Below are 22,185 nucleotides of genomic sequence, written 5' to 3' on the forward strand. Positions count from 1 at the left end.
CCGGCCGCGCACTGCGCGGCCGGGACAGCACTTTGGAAGCCGTATGACCACACGCCGTATCGCCCTGCTCGCCCTCGTCGGCGTGCTCGCCGGGTTCTTCTCCGGCCTTTTCGGCGTTGGCGGCGGCATCGTCATTGTGCCCCTGCTCGTCATGGTGCTCGGGTTCGACCAGCGCCTCGCGAGCGGCACCTCGCTCACAGCCATTCTCCCGACGGCGATCGCCGGCACCATCGGCTACGGGTTCAACAGTGACATCGACTGGATTGTCGCCGGATGCCTCGCGGCAGGCGCCATTGTCGGCTCCTTCATCGGCACCTCCCTCCTTGAGCGCATCTCTCAGGGCTGGCTCCGCTGGGCGTTCATCGCGTTTCAGCTCGTCATGGCGGCGAGCCTGTTTTTCACGGTGTCCGATCGCGGCGGCGTGGTGGAGTACACCACCGCCACCATCCTCGCGATGCTCGGGGTTGGCCTCTTCACCGGCATCCTCTCTGGCCTGCTCGGGGTCGGCGGCGGCGTCATCGTCGTCCCGGTGCTCATCGTGCTGTTCGGCATGGGCGACCTCCTCGCCAAGGGCACCTCGCTCGCCATGATGATCCCGACCTCACTCACGGGCACGATCAACAACATCCGCAATCGCAATACGGATGTTCTTGCCGCCGTTGCGATCGGCATCGTCGCCATCCCCGTCGCCTTCGTTGGCATAGCTGTCGCCGGTGTGATTCCGCCGCAGCTCGGCAACATCCTCTTCGGTCTGCTGCTCGTCTTCACGGCGGTGCAGCTCGCGCTGAAGACGATCCGCGATCGGCGCGCGAAACGCGGCGCTACGGATTGAGACGGTGGTGCCGCCATGCACCGCGCTGACCGTCGCCATCGAGCAGGTCGTACCGCAGCCGCCGATGCAGGCGATGCACCGTGCCGTGCCAGAACTCGATGACGTCGGGTTCGAGCCGGTAGGCAAACCAGGCCGCCGGTCGCGGGAGGGGTTCGGTTGATGCGGCGAGTGCCGCCGCTCGCGCCACGAGCTCGGCGGGGTCGTCAAGGGGTTCGCCCTGGTGCGAGGCGATCGCGGAGGCCTGCGACGCGATGGGCCGACGCGCGAAGCGCGCATCGGATTCCGCCTCGCTGAGCCGGCGCATGGTGCCCTCAAGGCGCAGCTGCTGTTGGGTTTCCCTCCAATACGCGGTCATGGCGGCGCGAGGGTTGGCCGCAAGCTCGCGGCCCTTGCGACTCGTGCTCGTCGTCGTGAAGACGACGCCCCCGGCATCGACCTGCTTCAACAGCACCATGCGGTTCGACGGCGAGCCCGTGGCATCCGATGTCGCAAGCGCAGCCACGAGGTGGTCGGGGATGCCAAGCCGTTCGGCCCGGGTGTACCACTCCAGCATGAGCGGCCCGGGGTCGGCCGGAGGGGCGTCAAACTCGGGGAGGGCGAGGTCAAACTCGCCGCTCGGTGGCTCGGGGATGCTCATGCGCCAAGCGTAAGCGGCACCGCCGAGACTGCCGCGAACCTGAACGCCCGCCGCACCGGCCCGCGAGAGGGCGGCGTAGCGTTGAGCGCATGGCTACACGACTCGAGGATGCTGTCAGCCCCTACCTGCGCAGTCACGCCGACAACCCGGTCGACTGGTGGCCGTGGGGTGATGCGCCCTTCGCCGAGGCACGCCGCCGCGGGGTGCCCGTCATGGTGTCGATCGGATACGCCACCTGCCACTGGTGCCACGTCATGGCGCGCGAAAGCTTCAGCGACCCCGAGGTGGCCGCCGAACTCAACGAGCGGTTCGTCGCCATCAAGGTCGACCGCGAAGAATATCCGGATGTCGACGCCAGCTACCTCGCCGCCGCGAGCGCGTACACGCAGCAGCTGGGGTGGCCGCTCACCGTGTTCGTCACACCGGAGGGCCGCGCGTTTTACGCTGGCACGTACTTTCCGCCGCAACCGGTGCAGGGGCATCCGTCGTTCCGGCAGATTCTCGACGCCGTCACCGACGCCTGGACCGAGCGGCGCGACGAAGTGGAACAGAATGCTTCGGCCGTCGCGGAGGCCCTCGCCGCGACATCCGCCGCGACCACTGACGTGACCTCTTCCGCTCCGCTGCCTGCCGAGCTCACCGCCATGGTCGACACGCTCGCGAGCCATGAGGATGCCGCGTTCGGCGGGTTCGGGGCGGCCCCCAAGTTTCCCGTCGCGCCGGTGCTCAACTTTTTGCTCGCCGCGGAGGGTTCGGCTGGGCTCGCGCTCGCCGAGCGGAGCATCGCGCGCATGGCGGCCTCGCCCCTGCGCGACCCGGTCGAGGGCGGATTCTTTCGCTACGCCACCATGCGCGACTGGTCCGAGCCGCACTACGAGCGCATGCTCTACGACAACGCGCAGCTGCTGGAGGCGGTCACGCGCCTCGCGGTGCGGTCGCATGACTCGCTCCCCGTCGCCGACGTCAGAACCCTCGAGGAATGGGGTGAGGCGGGCAGTGCGGCGGCGGTCGCGGCCGGCATCGCGGAATTCCTCATCCGGGTCATGCAGCTGCCGAGCGGGGGGTTCGCTTCGGGACAAGACAGCGAGAGCGTGATCGACGGTGTGCGCTCGGAGGGCGGCTACTACCGGCGTGACGCCGCCGGGCGCGCCGAACTCGCGTCGCCGGCCCTCGACGAGAAGGTGCTCAGCGGCTGGAACGGCCTCGCCATCGGGGCCCTCGCCCACGCCGCCCTCGTCTTCGACCGCGACGACTGGGCGGATGCCGCGTGCCGGGCCGCCGACCATCTCCTCGAGCTGCACGTGACCGGGCGGCGCCTGATCCGCTCCTCGATCGGCGACCGCACGTCCGCCGCCCCCGCGACGCTGGAGGATTACGGAATGCTCGCCGGTGGGCTCCTTCAACTCGCGCTCACGACGGGCACGCCGCGCTACGCGGTTGCGGGCCGAGCGCTGCTCGACGCGACGATGGCGAAGGCGCTGGCCCCGCCGGACTCGCCGATTGAGCACACCTCGCCGGTTGAGCCCGTCGAAACCCCCGCCCCATTCGCCGTTCCCGGCGGTGCCGACGCGACCCTCCGCGCGCACGGCCTCGCGATCACCGTCGACCCGTCCGAGGGCGCATACCCTTCTGGCATGAGCGCGTGCGCGCACGCCGCGCTTACCCTCCACGAGCTCACGGGCGAACACCGGTATCGCGAGGCTGCCGAGGCCGCGGCATCCCTCGTCATCGCGCCAGCTCTCGCCAACCCGATCGCGTTCGGGGCGACGCTCGAACTCGTTGCGCGTCTGCACGGCGAGGATGAACAGGTCGTCGTCGTCACGCCGGGCGAGGGGGGCGACCCCGAGCTGCTTGCCGCCGTGCGCCGGCGCCGCGCGGCAGTGGTGGCCGTGGTGACGGAGGCGGCAGCATCCGAGCTCAGCGATGCCGGCTTTGCCCTGTTCGCCGGGCGCACTGCACTCGACGGCGCGACGACGGCGTATGTGTGCCGCGACTTCGTGTGCCGCCTGCCGGTGACTGACGCCGCCGCCCTGGATGGGGTGTGATTACTCGGGTTCCTCTTCGGTGGCCTGCGTGACCACCTCAAGCCCGAGTTCCCGCATGTCGTCTTCGTCGAGCGCCACCCACGGCGAGCCGTCGGGGTCGGCGGATGATGCGGCGGGGCTGTCACCCTGCGTCCACCATTTCGCCTCGAATGCCGCGCCATCAAGTTCCACGAGGTCGCCCTGCTCATAGATCGCGGTGCCATCCCACGCCGGAAGCGTGCCGGGTGCGACGGTCGGCGCGACGTAGGGTGTCTCGCCGGGCAGGACCGGGCCCACGAGGGTCCACGGCGTCTCCCACGAGTTCAGCACGGGGTCGTCTGGCGTCTCCCCACGGGTCCACCATTTCGCCTGATACACGTTGCCGTGCCACACCACTTTGGATTCGGCGAGGTAGGAGGCTTCTTTCGACCAGATCGGATACGGGCTCGTCTCGGGGTCATCGACGAGATCGGCAGGGTCGGTGGGCTCTTCGCTCGTGACGATGCCGGCCGAGAGGTCGGGGTCGCCCGTGAAGTCGGCCCCGAGGATCGCCGCAAAGGTTTCGTCGCCCTGATCGATGCCGCTGCACGAGTCTGAAACGCGCTTAAGGTCGGCATAGTTTGGGCCGCAGGTCACGTCGCGGTTGAGCGACCACATCGAGATGCGGCCGACGCCAGCGGCGACGGCCCACTCGTTGACGGTTGTGGCATCGTCGAGGCCGAACACTTCATCCTCATGATCGTTCTGGCCGATCATGGGTGTGATGCCGATCTTCGTCCAGAGGGTCGCATTCGTCAGCTCGATCTCGGCGAGCGTGTAGAGCACGCCGAGCTGCCGATGGGTTTCGTTGGCGGCCCGCACGGAGGCGTCGCCCATCGATTCGTCGCCATCGAGGCTCTCACCGAAGTTCATGGTCATGATGTTGACTCCGGCGACATCCACTCCGGCGTCGAGCATCTGCGACACGACGGCCGTACCCTCCTCGGTGAGCCCAGAGGTCGATGCGGGGAGGGTGAGCCACACCGCAAGCTCGCCACCGTCGGCGCGGATCTGCGCCTGCACCTGGCTGATCGCTTCAGCGCGCCGTTCGCCCGCTTCGGTGTCGGCGAGGTCGTCTCCCTCGATATCGAGGTCGATGCTGGTGACCCCGTAGCGGTCGATGACGGCGGTGTAGGCGTCGGCGAGCGCATCCGTGTCGGTGCAGGCCGTCGCGAGTTCGGAGTTGTTGAGCCCGCCGAACGAGATCGAGGCGCTGCCACCGTTTTGCTCGAGCCGGGCGATCCGACGATCGAGATCGAGCGAGTACGCCGCTTCGTCGAGGGTGTACGCGCCGCCCCAGGTGGGCTCGCAGCCCTCGTCCGGGTCGGCGACGATGAATGACAGCATGACGTTCTGGGCTTCGTCGCTGCTAGGGTTCTCGAACTCATACGTCGGCGTCGCGGTCACGTCGACGTAGGCGGCGAACCACGGCTCCGCGTCGGCGCGGGCTTGCGCCCCGTACCAGGTTTGCGCCGCGAACACCCCGCCCGCGGCAACAAGCGCGATGATGACGACGCTCACGATGACGCGGAGCTTCGAGAGCCGCCGACCGCCCGTCGCAGCGCTCATCGTGCCACCTCAACGATGCTGATTGACGCGGTCGACGTCGACGGTTGCTCTGCGAACGCGAGTGCATCGCGGCTGTGCCGGCCTCGCTCGCTGAGGTCGCCGTAGTAGAGCACGTGCCGCCAGTCGACCGTGTCGGCAGCGGGGGCCTCGGCTTCGCTGCGTGCCGTGCGGCGGGCGCTGGTGTCGACGTAGAGCCGGTGGGTGAACCCAAGCCACACGTCGACAATCGTGTTGCGCACGCCGATGTACGACACCGTGGCGAGCGCCGCGAGCGTCATGTTGAATGCGGCGAAGGCGGCGTTGCCCCAGTTCTCTGCCGAGATGTCTCGCCAGAAGGTGAGGCCGGAGAACACGATGATAACGATGGGAGCGATCACGTAGAGGGCTGGTGCTGCCGTGCGGTTGCGCACCTTGGGGGTGCGCGCGAAGGCAAGCTTGCGTCCGGTGATCGCCTGCTCGACCGACTTGAGCACTCCCGCGAGGTTGACCGGCAAGAGGATGAGGTTGAAGCCGTAGATGCGGAAGATATCGCCGAAGCGGTAGCCGTTGTAGCGCAGGTCGCTGCCCATGGCGATGAAGTACGGCAGGGCGGCGAGGAGCACGAGCGGGCTCAGCAGGCGGCTGTCGTAGGGGTAGGCGAGCAGGAAGATGAGGCCGAGGCTCGCCCATGCGATGGAGGACATGTAGTTGACGCGGAGCATGATCTCGAGTGTGCTCACGCGTTCGCCGCGAGCGCGTCGCTCGCGAATCTGACGCATGAACTTCGGAAGGATCAACAACCCTCCGTTGGCCCAGCGGCGGCGCTGCACCACGAGGGAACCGAAGTCGGGGGGCGTTGCGCTGTAGCTGAGCCGTTCGGGGTAGTTGACGAGCGACCAGCCGTGTGTTCCGAGGTCGATGCTCGACTCGGTGTCTTCGATCACGGTGCGGTCTTGCACATACCGCTTGACGACGAAGCCCCCGACGGTTTCGGTTTCGACGATGTCTTCGAGCGCGGCCTTGCGGATGACCGCGTTCGCGCCAACCCAGAATGTTGCGTTGTAGTACGACTTGCCCTGATGCAGCATGTGCTGCAGGTCTGTGGTGGCGCCAGCGAGTCGCTCGATGCGGGTGCCAGCTCCGCGGAACGACGAGTACGGGGTTTGTGTGACCGCGACGCGTTCGTTGCCGCGCTGCTCCAGCAGGTACACGAGCCGCAGGCAATATTCGCGAAGCAGGAGCGAGTCGGCGTCGAGGGTGAGCACGTACTCGGAGTCTGGAATGGAGAGGTCGCCAGCGCGCCGGTCTTCGACCTGGCGGAGCACCGTGCCGTAGGGCGTTTGCTCTGGCCGATAGTTGCCGCCCATGAGTCCGAGGTAGGCGTTGAGGTTCATCGCCTTGTTCGCCTCGTGAGAGACGGATGCATACCGCTTGCGTTCGAAGGTCGAAAGCTCGGCGCTGAAGGTCCACACCAGGCGCCGGTGGAGTTCGAGGAGTCGGGCTTCGGTGGGGATTGCCCGCTCGTCGGCGGCGAGGCGGAGTGCTTCTGCCGTGAGCTGCAGGTCGCCGGCGAGGCCGCGCAGCACCTGGGTGACGAAGAACTCATCGACATGGTCATTGATGGTTTCGGCGGCGGCGCGAGACTCCAGCCATTCAGCCGCCCACGCGTAGTGATCGGCGAGCGTGCGCACCCCTTCGAGGTCGCAGCGGGTGCCATCCTGCAGCTCGAATTCGAGGAGAGCATCCTTGAATCGTTCGGCCGGTTCCACGAGATCGTGCTGAATTTCGGCCGCGAGCTGGCGCGACTGCTCGAGGCGCAGGGCGGTGTCGGGGTCGCTCGGAAAGGGCGGGTCGTCGAGCAGGAGCACAATGCGCAGCGAAGGGTATTCCTGCAGCGCGGCCGACCAGAGGGTGGCGCGAACGACCGCCGGTTCTTCGGCGTAGGAGGGGACGAGCACGGTGATGTCCCCGTGATGGTCAGCAAAATGATGGTCGAGTTCGGCGCGGGGCACCCGTGCATGTTGGCGGAACCGCTGCAGCGCCCCCTGGCGAGCCACCAAGTACATGAGTGCGGAGAAGGTGAGGAACGACACGACGATCAGGTAGGAAACCGCTTCCATCGTGAAGCGAAAGCCCTCGGCGCCGTTATTGAGGAACTCGCGCATGATCGTCGTCACGACGTAGAGCGCCCAGAAGACGACGGTGGCGACGATTGCGAGCCGCGCGAGCGCGATCTTTCGGTCGCTCGGCCTCGGATGAACTGAGGGAAGTGGCTCGGTGCGGCGCTCAGCGCCCCACTGGCGTCGTCTGATTTCGGGCGCAGTTGACTGTCGGGCAGGTGACATGGGTGAGTCCTTGAAGGTTTCGGCCCGACACCTTCGGGTGGTGTCGTCGGGAGGCCGATACCAAAGCAATATACCAACGCATCCTGAACGCCTGCCCTCGCAGGCGAGAGTTCATCCGAACTTCATCGGATGCGTCCAGGAAGCAGCGGGGGCGCGCCCGGCGCCGCGCCGGTGTCACCAGCCGCGCGCGCGCCACTCCTCAAGGTGCGGGCGCTCGGCACCGAGCGTCGTGCCAGCACCGTGCCCAGGATGCACGAACGTTTCGTCCGGGTAGGCGTCAAAGAGCCGCGCGGTGATGTCGGCATAGAGCTGTGCGAAGCGTTCCCCGTCGTGCTCCGTGTTGCCGAGGCCGCCGGGAAACAGACTGTCGCCCGTGAACAGGTGCGTCGGCCCGGCGGGGTCGTCATAGGCGAGCGCGATCGACCCCGGCGTGTGCCCGCGCAGGTGGATCGCCGTGAGGTCGAAGCCGTCGAAGTTGCCGATGTCGCCGTCATCGAGCCGCACCCCGATGGTCACGCCGGTGGCCTGCTCGATCGCGCCGGCATCGTCGCTCCCGGCCGCAAGGTGCGCGCCGCTCCACCCTGCGAGCTCGGTGAGGGCGCCGAGATGATCGGCGTGCCGATGTGTCGTCGCGATAAGGGTGAGCCGGGTGGGCTCGGGGGAGTCCGCGGCGGAGGCGTCGAGCATCCGCTGGATCGCTGGTGCGTCGGCCGCCGCATCGATGAGCACCTGCGCTCCCGTCGCCTTCGCCGTCACGAGATACACCGCATTGTCCATGGCTGACACAGCGATGCGGCGGATGACGACCCGGTCGAGATCATGCAGCACGGTCATGCGCCGAGCCTACGCTCGTCGAGGGCGGGCGAGCGGATGTTGCTACGCGACGCCCTTGCGTGAGCTGATGACGCCAGTGTCGAAGCCGAGCAGGTGGAGTCCGCCGTGAAAGCGGGCATGCTCCACCTTGAGGCAGCGGTCCATGACCACAGTGAGGCCCTGCGCTTCGCCGTAGCGGGCCGCCTCCTCGTTGTAGATGCCGAGCTGCACCCAGATGGTGTTTGCGCCGACCGCGAGCACATCGTCGATAACCGACGGGATGTCGCTCGCCTTGCGGAACACATCGACAATGTCGGGCACCTCCGGCAGCGAAGCGAGGTCGGGGTAGGCCTTGTGGCCGAGAATCTCGCTCGCGTTGGGGTTGACGAAATACACGCGGTAGTTGCTCGATTGCAGCAGGTAGGTGCCGACGAAGTAGCTTGAGCGCGCCGCATTCGGCGACGCACCGACGATCGCGATCGACTTCGCAGTGCGGAGGATGCTGAGGCGCTCCTTTGCGGAGGGGCCCACCCAGGTGCGCTCCGACTTGAGGAGCTTCGCGAGCGGCGACGAGCTGGGGATGCTGCAGCTCAGCCCGTTCGCGAACTGCACAGTCTCGGTCGAGGTGTCGCTCATGCTGTCGCTCCCTTCAGCGCGGCGTCGAGCGCCTGGTCGATGTCGTAGATGATGTCATCGACATCTTCGATGCCAACGCTGATGCGCACCAGCCCGGCACCGACGCCACCGTCGATGAGCTGCTGTTCGGTGAGCTGCGCGTGCGTCGTCGAGGCTGGGTGGATGACAAGCGTCTTGGCGTCGCCGATGTTGGCGACATGGCTCGCAAGTTCGACCGATTCGATGAAGCCCTGGCCGACCTCGCGGCCACCTTTGACCCCGAAGCCGAAGACGGAGCCGGGGTTGCCGCCGAGATACTTCTGCGCGCGGTCGTGGTGCGGGTGCTCCTCGAGCCCCGCCCAGTTCACGTATTCGATGCGCGGGTCGGCGCGCAGCCATTCGGCCACCGCACGGGCGTTCTCGATGTGAGCCTGGATGCGGTACGGCAGCGTCTCGACACCCTGTGCGAGGTTGGCGGCGGATGTCGCGGAGAGCACGGGCCCGATGTCGCGCAGTTGCTCGGCCCGAAGCCGGGTGAGGAACGCGTACTCGCCGAAGTTGCCGTACCAGTTGAGTCCGCCATAGTGCGGCACGGGCTCGTCGAAGTGCGGGAAGCGATGGCCGGACCAGTCGAAGCGCCCTGACTCGACGACGACGCCGCCGAGGGTGGTGCCGTGCCCGCCGAGGAACTTCGTCGCCGAATGGGTGACGATGTCGGCGCCCCACTCGATGGGGCGGCACAGGTACGGCGTCGCGACGGTCGAGTCGATGATGAGGGGAAGGTCGTGCGCATGCGCCACCTCGGCGAGGCCCTCAAGGTCGGCGATCTCGCCGGAAGGGTTCGCGACCGTCTCAGCGAAGATCGCCTTCGTGCGGTCGGTGATGGCCGCCGCATAGTCGGCAGGGTCCGCGCTCTGCACGAACGTCGTCTCGACACCGAAACGGCGGAGCGTGACATCCAGCTGGGTGATCGACCCGCCGTAGAGGTTCGCGGATGCGACGAGATGGTCGCCCGCGCCGGCCAGCGACGCGAACGTGATGAACTGTGCGCCGAGGCCACTCGCCGTCGCGACAGCCCCGAGGCCACCCTCGAGGCTGGCGACGCGCTCCTCGAACGAGGCGACCGTCGGGTTGGAGACTCGGCTGTAGATGTTGCCGTACTTTTGCAGGGCAAAGCGAGCCGCGGCATCCGCACTGTTGTCGAAGACGAACGCCGTCGACTGGTAGACGGGGAGGGCGCGTGAGCCGCTCACCGCGTCGGGGATGTTGCCTGCGTGGATTGCCCGGGTCTTGAAGCCCCAGTCTCTGTCTGCATTGCCGCGATCTGCCATAAACAAAGGCTATCCGAGCCTGCCACACGCACCCGACCGCGTTACGCGGGGTTGCGGCGCGGGCTGGCCCCGAGCGGCCCCGCCCCCACGCAGCCCCCACCCCCGCCCCCACGCACCCCCGCCCCCGCCCCCACGCAGCCCCCACCCCCGCCCCCACGCACCCCCGCCCCCGCCCCCACGCAGCCCCCACCCCCGCCCCCACGCACCCCCGCCCCCGCCCCCACGCAGCCCCCACCCCCGCCCCCACGCACCCCCGCCCCCGCCCCCACGCAGCCCCCACCCCCGCCCCCACGCACCCCCGCCCCCGCCCCCACGCAGCCCCCACCCCCGCCCCCACGCACCCCCGCCCCCGCCCCCACGCAGCCCCCACCCCCGCCCCCACGCACCCCCGCCCCCGCCCCCACGCAGCCCCCACCCCCGCCCCCACGCACCCCCGCCCCCGCCCCCACGCAGCCCCCACCCCCGCCCCCACGCACCCCCGCCCCCGCCCCCACGCAGCCCCCACCCCCGCCCCCACGCACCCCCGCCCCCGCCCCCACGCAGCCCCCACCCCCGCCCCCACGCACCCCCGCCCCCGCCCCCACGCAGCCCCCACCCCCGCCCCCACGCACCCCCGCCCCCGCCCCCACGCAGCCCCCACCCCCGCCCCCACGCACCCCCGCCCCCGCCCCCACGCAGCCCCCACCCCCGCCCCCACGCACCCCCGCCCCCGCCCCCACGCAGCCCCCACCCCCGCCCCCACGCACCCCCGCCCCCGCCCCCACGCAGCCCCCACCCCCGCCCCCACGCACCCCCGCCCCCGCCCCCACGCAGCCCCCACCCCCGCCCCCACGCACCCCCGCCCCCGCCCCCACGCAGCCCCCACCCCCGCCCCCACGCACCCCCGCCCCACGCAGCCCCACCCCCACCTGGATGACGGGTTTTCGGCGGGATGAGGTCGCCGCGGAAGTGTCATCCCGCCGAAAACCCGTCATTCGTGGGGCGAAGCGCCCGAGCGCAGCGCGAGCGGCACGTGCGTCGCGGCCGACATCCGGCTAGTTTGAGCCTGGGCAAGGGGGGCGCGTGGACGAGCAAGATCCAGACTGGGCCGAATACGCCCGCACGAGCCCCATCATGTCGCGCGGGCCGGCACCGCACCCGAGCGAGCGGACAGTTGTCATCGTCCCGCCGCGGCCCGATGTGTGGAATCGCGTAGTGACACTCCTCGCAGTGGTGCCATTGCTGTGGTTCGCCTTCGTGATGGTGCTCTTCGTTGCCGGTGCGCTCACGTGGTGGATCGTGTACCTCACTGCGGTGCTTGCGGTCGCAGCATCCGTCATCCTCGCGCGAGAGGACGAACGGATGCTGCGGGCCGACGGTCACGAGGTCACGGCGCTGCCGTGGCTGGGGTTGGTGCCTGCCGTGTACCTCGCGCGCAGGGGGAAGCATCTTTGGGCGTCGAACCCTCTCTCATACCGACCACTGTGGGTGCACATCTCGGCTCTCACCGTCGTGGTGGCGGCATACTTCCTCATCCCGGTGCTCGTCTCTGTGGTGACGAAGCTCGGTGAGGTGCGAGCCTTCTACGGCGGCTGACCGGGCTCATTACGGGCGGATGTCGCGCGGGACGCCAGCGTCAGCGCGTGACGTTCCGCGGATGAGGGGTTTTCGGCGGGATGAGGTCGCCGCGGCAGTGTCATCCTGCCGAAAACCCGTCATCCCCGTGTCACGGGACGCGGCACCCACGGGCAGGCCCCTACCGCCACCCCGGCAACCAGTAGTGGCTGCGAATGAACACTTCGGGCGCGAGCATCCCCGTCCACACGGGGTAGAAGTAGGCGCTCACGACCACGATGAGCACCAGCACGACGATGACGATCCGGATGCCGTTGGCCCGCCGCCATTCGTCGCGTTGCCCGAGCACCATCCCGATCGCGAAGGTGAGCGCGAGGATGAGGTACGGCTCGAACGCGATCGTATAGAACTGGAACATGGTGCGCTGCGGGTAGAGCAGCCACGGCAGGTACCCTGCGGCGACCCCGGTGAGGATGAGCCCGGCACGCCACGACCGCGGATGCCGCAGCAGTCGCCAGACGAGCAACCCGAGCGCGGCGACCCCGAGGTACCAGAGGAGAGGGTTCGGCAGTGTGGTGATGAATTGTTCGCAGCGTTCTGCCGTGCATCCATTGTCGCCTTCGTCGGAGTAGAGGCGGTACAGCGCGGTGGGTCGGATGAGGGGGAGCCACTGCCAGGCGGGTGATGCCCAGTTGTGCTCCGAGTTGAGGCCGACATGAAAGTTGTAGGCGCTCACCTGGTAGTGCCACCAGCTCTGCCAGTCGAGCGGCACCCACGAGAACGCCCCCTGCCAGGCGTTGTCGCCCGTTTCGGCCCAGCGCCGGTAGTAGCCGCCGTCGCTTGCGAACCAGCCCGCCCAGCTGGTGACGTAGGTCACGGCGGCGATGGGCACGGTGAGCACGAAACTCACGGGGGCCTGTTTGAAGGCGGTGCCGGAGAACCAGAACGGGATGCCGGCCCGGCGCCGGGCGAGGGCGTCGACGACGAGCGTGTAGACGGCGAAGATGGCGAGAAAGTAGAGGCCGCTCCATTTCACGGCTGTCGCGAGACCGAACGCGAAGCCCGCCGCCACGAGCCACGGCCGTGCCCACAGCGCCGGGCCCCAGTCGATGTCGCGACCGGATGCTCGGCGCGCGTCGAGCCACCGCCGCAGCCGTCCGGCCGATTGCCGCCGATCGAGCAGCACGAAGAGGAACCCGAGCAGCGCAAAAAACATGAGGGCCGTGTCGAGGAGTGCCACCCGCGAGAGCACGATCGCCTGCCCGTCGATCGCGAGCAGCCCGGCGGCGATCGTCGCGAGCAGGGGCGAGCGGAACAGAATGCGCGCCACGAACCACAACAGCACGACGGTGAGGATGCCGACGATGGCCATCGAAATGCGCCACCCAACAGGGTTTTCAGCGCCGAACACGTGGAGGCCGAGCGCGATGATCCATTTGCCGAGCGGCGGATGCACGACAAACGACGGCTCGTCGAGATAGGTGTCGACGTCTCCCTCGATGAAGCCCTCATCGGCCCCCTCAGGCCAACTGCCCTCGTAGCCGAGGTTGAGGAGGGTCCAGGCATCTTTGACGTAGTAGGTCTCGTCGAAGATGAGGGTGCGGGGAGAGCCGAGGTTCCACAGCCGCAGCCCGGCGGCGAGCACGGTGACGCCGAGAAGCCACACCCATTCTGGCAGGCGCGCGAGGTGGGTGGTCACTCCGCAATGCTAACGAGCGACGCCGGTTGAGTACGCCCGCCGGGGCTGTATCGAAACCTCGAGGCTGCGAGGATGGTCGCATGATCATCCTCGCGGCGACGCCCATCGGCAACCTGGGCGACGCCTCACAGCGGCTTCGCGACGCGCTCGCCACCGCTGAGGTCATCGCGGCGGAGGACACCCGCACGACCGTGCATCTGCTTCGCGCACTCGGCATCGACAACCGACCGCGGCTCATCCCGCTGCACGAGCACAACGAGGTCGCAAAGGCGGCCGAGCTGGTTGAGCTGGCGCGTGAGACGGATGTGCTTGTGCTCTCCGACGCCGGCATGCCCGCCATCAGCGACCCCGGCTTTGCGCTCGTCGCCGCAGCGACCGTCGCGGGCGTCACCGTCACCGCTCTGCCCGGCCCTTCGGCGGTGCTCACGGCGCTCGCCGTCTCCGGCCTGCCCACCGACCGGTTCTGCTTCGAAGGGTTTTTGCCGCGCAAGGGCGGCGACCGCCGCAAAACGCTCAGCGGCCTGGCGCGCGAACCCCGCACCATGGTGTTCTTTGAGTCACCGAACCGCATCGCCGAATCGTTGCGGGATGTCGCATCCGTTTTGGGTGCGGATCGCCGCGTTGTGGTCGCCCGCGAGCTGACAAAGCTGTTCGAGGAGGTCAAGCGCGGCACGGCCGCTGAGCTTGCCGAGTGGGCGGCCGGCGGGGTGAAGGGCGAGATGGTGGTGGTGATCGCTGGTGCCGAGCCGGTCGCCGCCTCGATCGATGACGGCGTCGCGCAGGTGCTTGCCCTCGTCGCCGCTGGTGGGCGACTGAAGGATGCTGCGGCAGAGGTCGCTGAGGCGACCGGGCTGAGCAAGCGCGACCTGTATGAGGGCGCGCTTGCCCAGCGCTGACTGAGCCTGCGAAGTTGAGACCGCTTGCCCAGCGCTGACGCCTACTCGGCGTCGAGGTCGGTTTCGAGCAGTTGCACGAGCGTCTCGAGGGCGGCATCGGCGCCGTCGCCGTCGGCTGAAAGCGTCACGGTCTCACCGTGGGCGGCGCCGAGCGCCATGACGGTGAGGATGCTCGCGGCGTTGCCGGCCGCCCCGTCACCCTTACGGATGGTGACGGGCACGCCGGTTTTGGCGACCGCGTTGACGAAGAGGGTTGCCGGCCGCGCGTGAAGCCCGACGCTGCTCGCAATGGTGGCGGTGCGTTCTGGCATGGTGGTGCTCCTTCGAGTGGTGACGAGTGTGGTTAGGCGGCGACGGTGTCGCGCGCGGGTGCCGATGGGGTGCGCACGACCCAGCGCTTGAGGGCGACGACGAGCAGCGCCGTGACGACGACGCCGGCGAGGATGGCGGCGACGAACATCGCGAAGTTGTTGATCGCGAAGAAGACGAAGATGCCGCCGTGCGGGGCCTGCGAGGTGACGCCGGCGGCGAGGATGATCGCCCCCGTGACGGCACTGCCGATGGCGCTCGCCGGAATGACGCGGAGCGGGTCGGCGGCGGCGAACGGGATGGCGCCCTCCGAGATAAACGAGGCTCCGAGCAGCCAGGCCGCTTTGCCGTTCTCCCGTTCGACCGCTGAGAAGCGGCTGCGCGCGAGCACGGTCGACGCGAACGCCATGGCGAGCGGTGCGACCATGCCACTGGCCATGACGGCGGCCATGATCATCCACGGTGCCTGGTTGTCGATGCTGCCGGCGCCGAGGCCCGCGACGGCGAACGAGTAGGCCACCTTGTTGACGGGCCCGCCCAGGTCGAAGCCCATCATGGCACCGAGGATGAGCCCGAGCACGATGGCGGATGCCCCGGTGAGGCCGCTGAGGAAGTCATTGAGCGACACGGTGAGGGCCGCGATGGGCCCGCCGAGCAGGATGACCATGAGGCCGGAGGCGACGATGGAGGCGAGCAGCGGGATGATGACGACGGGCATGAGTCCGCGCAGCCAGGCCGGCGGGTCGAGCCGTCCGAGCGCATAGGCGGCGGCACCTGCGAGCAGACCACCGACGATTCCGCCGAGGAAGCCTGCGCCCATGATGACGGCGACGGCACCGGCTGTGAACCCAGGTGCGATGCCGGGTCGGTCGGCGATCGCGTAGGCGATGTAGCCGGCGAGGGCGGGTACGAGGAAGTTCATGGAGGCGGCGCCGATGCTGAACGCTGCGGCGCCGAGATAGGCGAGCACGCCACCCTCCGGCAGATCCCAGAGGCTGTTCTGCAGGATGATGTCGCCCGCGTTGTCGGTGATGTCGTAGCCGCCGAGCAAGAAGCCGAGGGCGATGAGGAGCCCGCCGCCCGCGACGAACGGGATCATGTAGCTCACACCGGTGAGCAGTGCGCGTTTGAGGGTCTGGCCGAAGTGCTCGTTGCGCGTGTCGGTGCTCTCGCTCGCGTCGGCGCCGCCGCCCGAGACGCGGGCCGCCTTCGGGTCGTTTGCTGCGCTGAGCGCCTCAGCGATCATGGCGTCAGGCTGGTCGATGCCGCGCTTGACGGGCGACTGCACGACGGGCTTGCCGGCGAATCGCCCCTTGTCGCGCACATCGACGTCGACCGCGAAGATGACGGCGTCGGCTGCGGCGATGAGTGCTGGGTCGAGCGGCTTCGCGCCAGAGGAGCCCTGCGTTTCGACGTGGAGGGTCACGCCGGCGCGCTTCGCGGCAGCCGTGAGCGAATCGGCTGCCATGTAGGTGTGGGCGATGCCGGTGGGGCATGCCGTGACCGCGATGAGGGTGCGCTGGGCGGCATCGGCGGGCGCATTCGCGCTGGAGTCGGTGGCGGATGCTGCGGCGCCAGCGGTCGCGCCGGCAGCCGCGGCGGTGGCGGCGGGCGTCTCCGCGACGGCACCCTCGACGATGGTCACGATCTCTTCTGCCGTGGTGGCGGAGCGCAGCGAGGCGACAAACTCGGGCACGACGAGCGAGCGGGCGAGCTTCGAGAGGAGGGCGAGGTGCGCCTGGTCGGCACCATCGGGCGCGGCGATGAGAAAGATGAGGTCGGCCGGCCCGTCGGATGCGCCGAAGTCGACGGCCGGGTTCGGGCGCGCCATGACGAGGGTCGGCTCCGTGACGGCCGCGGAACGGCAGTGGGGGATGGCGATGCCACCCGGCACGCCCGTGTCGGTTTTTTGTTCGCGCGCCCATGCGTCATCGAAGAGGGACGCGGCATCCGTGGCCCGTCCGTTCGATGCGACGAGGTCGGTGAGGGTGCGGATCACGGCGGCACGGTCGGTGCCGAGGTCGCGGTCGAGCACGACGAGTTGGGGGGTGATGAGTGACGACATTGCTACTCCTGGTCTCCTGTTGTTGGCTGAATTGGTGTTGCTGCCTGAGTTGGTGATGGTGAATGAGCTGGTGATGTGGTGGTCGATGGTGCGGTGAGTTCGGTGATGATGGCGGTGCCGGGTTCGGTGTCGTGCGCTGCGGGCATCCCGCTGCCGGCGAGGCTTGCGGCGGCGGCACCGTGGGCCACGGACTGTGCGAGGCGACCGGTTGCGGTGGCGCCCTGCTGCTCGGCGAGCAGATAGCCGGCGAGCGAGGCATCCCCCGCGCCGACCGTGCTTCGCACCGTGATGGGCGGCATGGTGGCGTGCCAGGCGGCCTCGGCGGACACGAGCAGCGCGCCGCGGCCGCCGAGGGTCGCGAGCACGGAGCGGCAGCCGCGACCGACGAGCGATGCGGCGGCGGATGCGGCGGCGTCGAGATCGTCTTCGAGCCCGGTCCCCGCGGGGTGGCCCGTGAGTTCGGCGAGTTCTTCGGCGTTGGGCTTGACGAGGTCAACGCCAACGCCGGAGTCGATGAGCGCGAGCATGGGCGGGCCGGACGAGTCGACCGCGATCCGGGCTTCAGACCCGGAGTCGCGCACGGCGCGCACGACACTCGCATAGAAGTCGGTGGGCAGCCCAGGTGGCAGCGAGCCGGCGAGCACGAGCCAGTCGGCGTTGCGCGCGTGCGCCACGACGATGCCGATGAGGGCATCCATGTCGTCGCCCGTGAGTGTTGGCCCAGGCTCGTTGATTTTCGTTGTGGTGCCGTCGGGCTCCGTGAGGGTGATGTTCGAGCGCACGCGGCCCTCGATGGGCAGGCCCGCGGTGGGGATGCGTTCCGCGCGGAGCGCCACCAGCATGGGGTCGGATGCATCGCCCGGCAGCACGGCGACGGTGTCGAGCCCCGACGCGATGAGTGCGCGTGACACGTTCACCCCTTTGCCGCCCGGCTGCACGGCGGTGCCGGTGGCACGCTGCACCTTGCCGCGGGCGAGGGGGGCGCCGAGCTCGACGGTGCGGTCGAGGCTGGGGTTGGCGGTGACGGTGACGATCATGCGACGACCACCTCGACGCCGGCGGCGTCGAGCGCTGTTGCGAGCGCAGCATCCGGCCCAGTGTCGGTGACGATCGTGTCGAGGTCGTCGAGTCGGGCGAAGCTCACGAGCGTCTCGACGCCGAGCTTTGTTTCGTCGACGAGGGCGACGGCACGTCGGGCGCCGCGCGTGAGCATGGTCTTGACGGCGGCCTCGTCGGCATCCGGGGTGCTGAGGCCGAATTCGTCGTGCACGCCGTTGGCGCCGATGAAGGCGATGTCGGGGCGCAGTGTGGTGAGTTCGGTGAGGGTGGCGGCGCCAACCGCGGCGCCCGTGATGCCGCGGAGTCGACCGCCGACCATGTGGATCTCGAGGTGGGGGTTGTCTGCGACGATCGCGGCGATGTGGATGGAGTTTGTGATCACGACGCAGGTCTGCGTCTCGCGCTCTGGTTGCCAGCGTGCGAGGTGTTCGGCGAGCTTGCCGGTTGTGGTGCCGGAGTCGATTGCGATGGCGCCGGTGAAGTTCGTGGGGATGAGTCGCATGGCGGCGGCGGCGATGCGGTCTTTGGCGCTCGCGTTGCGGTCGCGGCGCTGGGCGACGCTTTCTTCGGCCCGGCTGATGCGGTTGGCGGCGACGGCGCCACCGTGCACTCGGCGGAGCACACCGAGGGTCTCGAGTTGGTCGAGGTCGCGGCGCACGGTTTCGCTAGAGACGTCGAAGCGACTGGCGAGGTCGACGACGGCGACTCGGCCAGTTTCGGCGAGCAGCGCTTCGATGTGCTGCTGTCGTTCTTCGGCGTACATGCGGTCTCCAAGGTGGGGGTGCTGGATGCCTGCGTTCATGTGACAGTAATTGGGAATTCACGAGATAGCAACACATTCACAGAAAAAACCACAACATCTCACATCCGCTCGGTCGACGGCCCGGCGGCAGTACCGCACCGAAACGCGGCTTTAGGATGGAACCCATGGCCGCAGGCGACTCCTTCTACATCGCGACCCCGATCTTCTACGTCAACGACGTGCCCCACATCGGGCATGCCTACACGGAGGTCGCGGCAGACGTGCTCGCGCGCTGGCACCGCCAGAGCGGCGACGACACCTGGCTGCTCACGGGCACCGACGAGCACGGCCAGAAGATCCTCCGCACGGCCGTCGCGAACGGCGTGAGCCCCAAGGCGTGGGCCGACCGACTCGTCGAGACGGCCTGGAAGCCGCTGCTCGAGACCATCAACATCTCCAACGACGATTTCATCCGCACCACCGATGAGCGCCACGAGCACGGCGTCAAGCTGTTTCTCGAGAAGCTCTACGACGACGGCTTCATCTATCAGGGCGAGTTCGAGGGCCACTACTGCGTCGGCTGCGAAGAGTACAAGCAGCCGGGCGACCTCGTTCCCGGCACGGGGGAGTACACCGGCCAGCAGGTCTGTGCCATCCACTCCAAACCCGTCGAGGTGCTCAAGGAGACGAACTACTTCTTCAGGATGAGCGACTTCGAGCAGCCCCTGCTCGACCTCTACCGCACCAACCCCGACTTCATTCAGCCCGAAAGCGTGCGCAACGAGATCACGTATTTCGTGCAGCAGGGGCTTCGCGATCTCTCAATCTCGCGTTCGAGCTTCGACTGGGGTGTCAAGCTGCCGTGGGACGACAGCCACGTGCTCTACGTGTGGTTCGATGCGCTCCTCAACTACATCACCGCGATCGGCTACGGCACCGACGATGAGAACTTCGCGCGCCGCTGGCCCGCCGTGCAGCTCGTCGGCAAAGACATCGCGCGCTTTCACGCCGTCATCTGGCCGGCCATGCTCATGGCGGCCGGGCTCCCCGTGTCGCACCGTGTCTTCGGCCACGGCTGGCTGCTCGTCGGTGGCGAGAAGATGTCGAAGTCGAAGCTCACCGGCATCGCCCCCTCCGACATCACCGACACGTTCGGGGCCGATGCGTTCCGCTACTACTTCATGAGCGCCATCAACTTTGGGCAAGACGGTTCGTTCAGCTGGGAGGATCTCTCGGCGCGCTACCAGTCCGAGTTGGCCAACGGGTTCGGCAACCTCGCCTCGCGGGTCATCGCCATGATCAACCGCTACTACGGCGGCAGCGTGCCGGCGCCCGCCGACTACACGGATGCGGACCGCAGCATCCAGCGCACCCTCGCGACCGCAGTGACGACAGCGGATGCCGCGATGCAGCGTCTCGCGATCCACGAGGCCATCGCGGCGATCTGGACGGTTGTCGACGAGCTCAACGGCTACATCACGGTGCAGGAGCCGTGGGTGCTCGCGAAGGATGACGCGGCGCGAGCCCGCCTCGGCACCGTGCTCTACACAACCGCTGAGGGTCTCCGCGCGCTGGCGGTGCTGCTTTCGCCCGTTATCCCCGAGGCGACGAGCAAGCTGTGGACCGCGCTGGGATTCACGAGGCCGCTCACGGAGCAGCTCATCCCAGAGGCCGGAACCTGGGGCGTGCTGCAGCCTGGCGCCACGGTCGAGAGCCTGCCGCCACTGTTCCCCCGCATCGAGCAAGAACTCGCTGGTTGAGAACCCGCCGGTTGAGTAGGCCCGCCAGGGCCGTATCGAAACCAAGGAGCCGCACATGACCTACCCGCCGCTTCCCGAGGCCCTCACGGTGGGCGTGTACGACAACCACACCCACCTCGATCACGGCGCGTGGAGCCCGACGGGCGAGCGAGAACTGCTCGACTACCGTGAGGCGCTCGACCTTGCGAGCAGCGTCGGGGTGCGCGGTGTTGTGCAGGTGGGCACGGATGTCGCGACCTCACGCTGGTCGGCCGAGATGGCAGCGCGTGAGCCTCGCATGCTCGCGGCGGTCGCCATCCACCCAAATGACGCGCCGGAGCTTGAGGCGGCGGGCACCCTCGACGACGCCCTTGCGGAGATCGATGAGCTTGCGGGCCGACCCCGCGTGCGCGCGGTTGGCGAGACGGGGCTCGACTTTTTCCGCACCGACGAGCAGGGTCGACCGGGCCAGCTGCGCTCGTTCGAGGCGCACATCGAGATCGCGAAGCGGCATGGGCTTGCCCTCCAGATCCACGATCGCGACGCGCACGATGATGTCATCGCAACGCTCCTCCGGGTCGGTGCCCCCGAGCGCACCGTGTTCCACTGTTTCTCGGGCGATGCCGCGATGGCGCGGGTGTGCGCCGACCACGGCTGGTACCTGTCGTTCGCGGGCACTGTCACGTTCAAGAACGCCGGTAACCTTCGCGAGGCGCTGTCGGCCGTGCCGCGGAGCCGGATCCTTATCGAGACCGATTCGCCCTACCTCACGCCGACTCCGCACCGGGGCCAGACGAACGCGTCGTACCTCATCCCCACGACCTTGCGGTTCATGGCGGAGCACCTCAATACCCCCGACGCCCTGCTCGCGGCCCAGATCGCGTCGAACACGGAGGACGTCTACGGCTCCTGGGAGACTGACCTCCTCCCGCCCGATTCTGGAAATTCAGGAAACGGTGGCTCGGATGCACCGGCCCAACTCGCATGACCCCGACAACACGGGCCCAGCGGATGCCACGGGTCACGTCCACGACGCGGGTTCCTGAATAATGGGCGCACTGCTCGGGCCCGCCGAGATCCGCGACCTCGCCGAACTGCTCGACCTGCAACCAACGAAGAAGCTCGGCCAGAACTTCGTGATCGACGCGAACACGGTGCGACGCATCGTCAAGGCCGCCGGCGTCACGGGCGAGAGCGCCGTCGTCGAGGTCGGCCCGGGGCTCGGCTCGCTCACGCTCGGGCTGCTTGAGACGGGTGCGCCCGTCGTCGCGGTTGAGATCGACCCCAGACTCGCCCGGCAGCTGCCGCTCACGGTCGCCGCGATGCAGCCAGACGCCGACCTCACGGTCGTGCTGCACGATGCCATGACGATCATGGAGCTGCCGAAGCATCCGTCGACCCTGGTCGCGAACCTGCCGTACAACGTCTCGGTGCCGGTGCTGCTGCACTTTTTGGAGCACTTTCCGTTCATCACCTCCGGTCTTGTCATGGTGCAGGCGGAGGTCGGCCAGCGCATCGCGGCCGAGCCCGGCAGCAAGGTCTACGGCAGCCCCAGCGTCAAGGCCGCCTGGTATGGGCACTGGCGCACGGCCGGCATGGTGAGTCGGCAGGTGTTTTGGCCGGTGCCAAACGTCGACTCGATCCTCGTCGGGTTCACCCTTCGCGATGAGGCGATCGGCACTGAGGCGGAGCGCACGGCAACCTTCGCCCTCGTCGATGCGGCGTTCGGCCAGCGCCGCAAGATGCTGCGCCAGTCACTCTCGGTCGTGCTCGGCAGCTCGGCCGAGGCATCCGCCCAGCTCAAACGGGCCGGCATCGCCCCCACGCAGCGCGGCGAGCAGCTCACGGTGCACGACTTCCTCGCGATCGCGCGCGCCGCGGCCGCCGCCGAACCCGCCGCCGACACTCTTTCGGCAGAGCCACCACCGGCGTAGGGTG

The 22,185-nt window shown here is 68.6% G+C and carries 18 protein-coding genes; 7 read left to right on the forward strand and 11 right to left on the reverse strand.

Features of this window, described 5'->3' with window-relative positions; all coding sequences use genetic code 11:
* Positions 1-43: 43 nt before the first annotated feature.
* Complete coding sequence (locus tag ACY48M_RS06460) at positions 44-832, forward strand: sulfite exporter TauE/SafE family protein (RefSeq protein ID WP_462819453.1); 789 nt, start codon at positions 44-46, stop codon at positions 830-832.
* Here the strand turns inward: ACY48M_RS06460 and ACY48M_RS06465 are convergent.
* Complete coding sequence (locus ACY48M_RS06465) at positions 822-1,469, reverse strand: pyridoxal 5'-phosphate synthase (RefSeq protein ID WP_462819454.1); 648 nt, start codon at positions 1,467-1,469, stop codon at positions 822-824. The genes ACY48M_RS06460 and ACY48M_RS06465 overlap by 11 nt on opposite strands.
* Before the next feature lie 89 nt (positions 1,470-1,558).
* Between ACY48M_RS06465 and ACY48M_RS06470 the strand changes: the two genes are divergently transcribed.
* Entirely contained in the window at positions 1,559-3,514 is a 1,956-nt protein-coding gene (locus tag ACY48M_RS06470; RefSeq protein ID WP_462819455.1) for a thioredoxin domain-containing protein, read from the forward strand.
* On the opposite strand, the gene ACY48M_RS06475 is transcribed toward ACY48M_RS06470, so the two are convergent.
* The 5 genes from ACY48M_RS06475 to ACY48M_RS06495 form a co-directional block, all read right to left on the reverse strand.
* Positions 3,515-5,101 carry a chitinase gene (locus ACY48M_RS06475; protein ID WP_462819456.1) on the reverse strand — a complete coding sequence of 529 codons (1,587 nt, stop codon included), beginning with the start codon at positions 5,099-5,101 and terminating at the stop codon, positions 3,515-3,517.
* Complete coding sequence (locus ACY48M_RS06480) at positions 5,098-7,425, reverse strand: glycosyltransferase family 2 protein (protein ID WP_462819457.1); 2,328 nt, start codon at positions 7,423-7,425, stop codon at positions 5,098-5,100. The genes ACY48M_RS06475 and ACY48M_RS06480 overlap by 4 nt, the downstream gene beginning before the upstream one ends.
* A 174-nt stretch (positions 7,426-7,599) precedes the next feature.
* On the reverse strand, positions 7,600-8,259 hold the full coding sequence (locus tag ACY48M_RS06485) for an MBL fold metallo-hydrolase (RefSeq protein WP_462819458.1): 660 nt from the start codon (positions 8,257-8,259) through the stop codon (positions 7,600-7,602).
* Positions 8,260-8,301: 42 nt separating this feature from the next.
* Positions 8,302-8,874: a CoA-binding protein gene (locus tag ACY48M_RS06490; protein ID WP_462819459.1), complete on the reverse strand. Its 573-nt coding sequence runs from the start codon at positions 8,872-8,874 to the stop codon at positions 8,302-8,304.
* Positions 8,871-10,184, reverse strand: coding sequence for an O-acetylhomoserine aminocarboxypropyltransferase/cysteine synthase family protein (locus ACY48M_RS06495; protein ID WP_462819460.1), 1,314 nt, complete (start codon positions 10,182-10,184; stop codon positions 8,871-8,873). Before ACY48M_RS06495 ends, ACY48M_RS06490 begins: the two co-directional genes overlap by 4 nt.
* Positions 10,185-11,246: 1,062 nt before the next feature.
* Here ACY48M_RS06495 and ACY48M_RS06500 point away from each other — a divergent pair.
* Positions 11,247-11,759, forward strand: a complete 513-nt coding sequence (locus ACY48M_RS06500; protein WP_462819461.1) for a hypothetical protein — start codon at positions 11,247-11,249, stop codon at positions 11,757-11,759.
* A gap of 160 nt (positions 11,760-11,919) precedes the next feature.
* Here ACY48M_RS06500 and ACY48M_RS06505 read toward each other — a convergent pair whose 3' ends face one another.
* Entirely contained in the window at positions 11,920-13,437 is a 1,518-nt protein-coding gene (locus ACY48M_RS06505; RefSeq protein ID WP_462819462.1) for a dolichyl-phosphate-mannose--protein mannosyltransferase, read from the reverse strand.
* An 80-nt stretch (positions 13,438-13,517) separates the two neighbouring features.
* Between ACY48M_RS06505 and rsmI the strand changes: the two genes are divergently transcribed.
* The gene (rsmI, locus tag ACY48M_RS06510; protein ID WP_462819463.1) at positions 13,518-14,333 is read left to right on the forward strand and encodes a 16S rRNA (cytidine(1402)-2'-O)-methyltransferase; all 816 of its coding nucleotides are present in this window, start codon (positions 13,518-13,520) and stop codon (positions 14,331-14,333) included.
* 41 nt (positions 14,334-14,374) lie between these two features.
* Here rsmI and ACY48M_RS06515 read toward each other — a convergent pair whose 3' ends face one another.
* Genes ACY48M_RS06515 through ACY48M_RS06530 form a run of 4 tightly spaced genes read right to left on the reverse strand, consistent with a single transcriptional unit; the run spans position 14,375 to position 18,529 of the window.
* The gene (locus tag ACY48M_RS06515; protein WP_462819464.1) at positions 14,375-14,644 is read right to left on the reverse strand and encodes an HPr family phosphocarrier protein; all 270 of its coding nucleotides are present in this window, start codon (positions 14,642-14,644) and stop codon (positions 14,375-14,377) included.
* 32 nt (positions 14,645-14,676) lie between these two features.
* On the reverse strand, positions 14,677-16,707 hold the full coding sequence (locus tag ACY48M_RS06520; RefSeq protein WP_462819465.1) for a PTS fructose transporter subunit IIABC: 2,031 nt from the start codon (positions 16,705-16,707) through the stop codon (positions 14,677-14,679).
* A 2-nt stretch (positions 16,708-16,709) separates the two neighbouring features.
* A complete protein-coding gene (locus tag ACY48M_RS06525; protein ID WP_462819466.1) occupies positions 16,710-17,744 on the reverse strand; it encodes a 1-phosphofructokinase family hexose kinase in 1,035 nt (344 codons plus the stop codon).
* Positions 17,741-18,529: a DeoR/GlpR family DNA-binding transcription regulator gene (locus tag ACY48M_RS06530; RefSeq protein ID WP_462819880.1), complete on the reverse strand. Its 789-nt coding sequence runs from the start codon at positions 18,527-18,529 to the stop codon at positions 17,741-17,743. The genes ACY48M_RS06525 and ACY48M_RS06530 overlap by 4 nt, the downstream gene beginning before the upstream one ends.
* Before the next feature lie 164 nt (positions 18,530-18,693).
* Between ACY48M_RS06530 and metG the strand changes: the two genes are divergently transcribed.
* From metG to rsmA, 3 genes are all read left to right on the forward strand, one after another.
* Positions 18,694-20,268 (forward strand): methionine--tRNA ligase, encoded by a 1,575-nt coding sequence (gene metG, locus ACY48M_RS06535; RefSeq protein WP_462819467.1) that lies wholly within the window; start codon positions 18,694-18,696, stop codon positions 20,266-20,268.
* 55 nt (positions 20,269-20,323) lie between these two features.
* Entirely contained in the window at positions 20,324-21,235 is a 912-nt protein-coding gene (locus ACY48M_RS06540) for a TatD family hydrolase (protein WP_462819468.1), read from the forward strand.
* A 61-nt stretch (positions 21,236-21,296) separates the two neighbouring features.
* Positions 21,297-22,181: a 16S rRNA (adenine(1518)-N(6)/adenine(1519)-N(6))-dimethyltransferase RsmA gene (gene rsmA, locus ACY48M_RS06545; protein WP_462819469.1), complete on the forward strand. Its 885-nt coding sequence runs from the start codon at positions 21,297-21,299 to the stop codon at positions 22,179-22,181.
* Positions 22,182-22,185: the final 4 nt, after the last annotated feature.

The organism is Homoserinimonas flava, assembly GCF_054969005.1.

What these genes read in the sequence shown, in the direction of transcription:
- ACY48M_RS06460 (WP_462819453.1), top strand. Translation starts at nt 44, where the DNA reads ATGACCACACGCCGTATCGCCCTGCTCGCCCTCGTCGGCGTGCTCGCC.
- ACY48M_RS06465 (WP_462819454.1), bottom strand. Translation starts at nt 1,469, where the DNA reads ATGAGCATCCCCGAGCCACCGAGCGGCGAGTTTGACCTCGCCCTCCCC.
- ACY48M_RS06470 (WP_462819455.1), top strand. Translation starts at nt 1,559, where the DNA reads ATGGCTACACGACTCGAGGATGCTGTCAGCCCCTACCTGCGCAGTCAC.
- ACY48M_RS06475 (WP_462819456.1), bottom strand. Translation starts at nt 5,101, where the DNA reads ATGAGCGCTGCGACGGGCGGTCGGCGGCTCTCGAAGCTCCGCGTCATC.
- ACY48M_RS06480 (WP_462819457.1), bottom strand. Translation starts at nt 7,425, where the DNA reads ATGTCACCTGCCCGACAGTCAACTGCGCCCGAAATCAGACGACGCCAG.
- ACY48M_RS06485 (WP_462819458.1), bottom strand. Translation starts at nt 8,259, where the DNA reads ATGACCGTGCTGCATGATCTCGACCGGGTCGTCATCCGCCGCATCGCT.
- ACY48M_RS06490 (WP_462819459.1), bottom strand. Translation starts at nt 8,874, where the DNA reads ATGAGCGACACCTCGACCGAGACTGTGCAGTTCGCGAACGGGCTGAGC.
- ACY48M_RS06495 (WP_462819460.1), bottom strand. Translation starts at nt 10,184, where the DNA reads ATGGCAGATCGCGGCAATGCAGACAGAGACTGGGGCTTCAAGACCCGG.
- rsmI (WP_462819463.1), top strand. Translation starts at nt 13,518, where the DNA reads ATGATCATCCTCGCGGCGACGCCCATCGGCAACCTGGGCGACGCCTCA.
- ACY48M_RS06515 (WP_462819464.1), bottom strand. Translation starts at nt 14,644, where the DNA reads ATGCCAGAACGCACCGCCACCATTGCGAGCAGCGTCGGGCTTCACGCG.
- ACY48M_RS06520 (WP_462819465.1), bottom strand. Translation starts at nt 16,707, where the DNA reads ATGTCGTCACTCATCACCCCCCAACTCGTCGTGCTCGACCGCGACCTC.
- ACY48M_RS06525 (WP_462819466.1), bottom strand. Translation starts at nt 17,744, where the DNA reads ATGATCGTCACCGTCACCGCCAACCCCAGCCTCGACCGCACCGTCGAG.
- ACY48M_RS06530 (WP_462819880.1), bottom strand. Translation starts at nt 18,529, where the DNA reads ATGTACGCCGAAGAACGACAGCAGCACATCGAAGCGCTGCTCGCCGAA.
- metG (WP_462819467.1), top strand. Translation starts at nt 18,694, where the DNA reads ATGGCCGCAGGCGACTCCTTCTACATCGCGACCCCGATCTTCTACGTC.
- ACY48M_RS06540 (WP_462819468.1), top strand. Translation starts at nt 20,324, where the DNA reads ATGACCTACCCGCCGCTTCCCGAGGCCCTCACGGTGGGCGTGTACGAC.
- rsmA (WP_462819469.1), top strand. Translation starts at nt 21,297, where the DNA reads ATGGGCGCACTGCTCGGGCCCGCCGAGATCCGCGACCTCGCCGAACTG.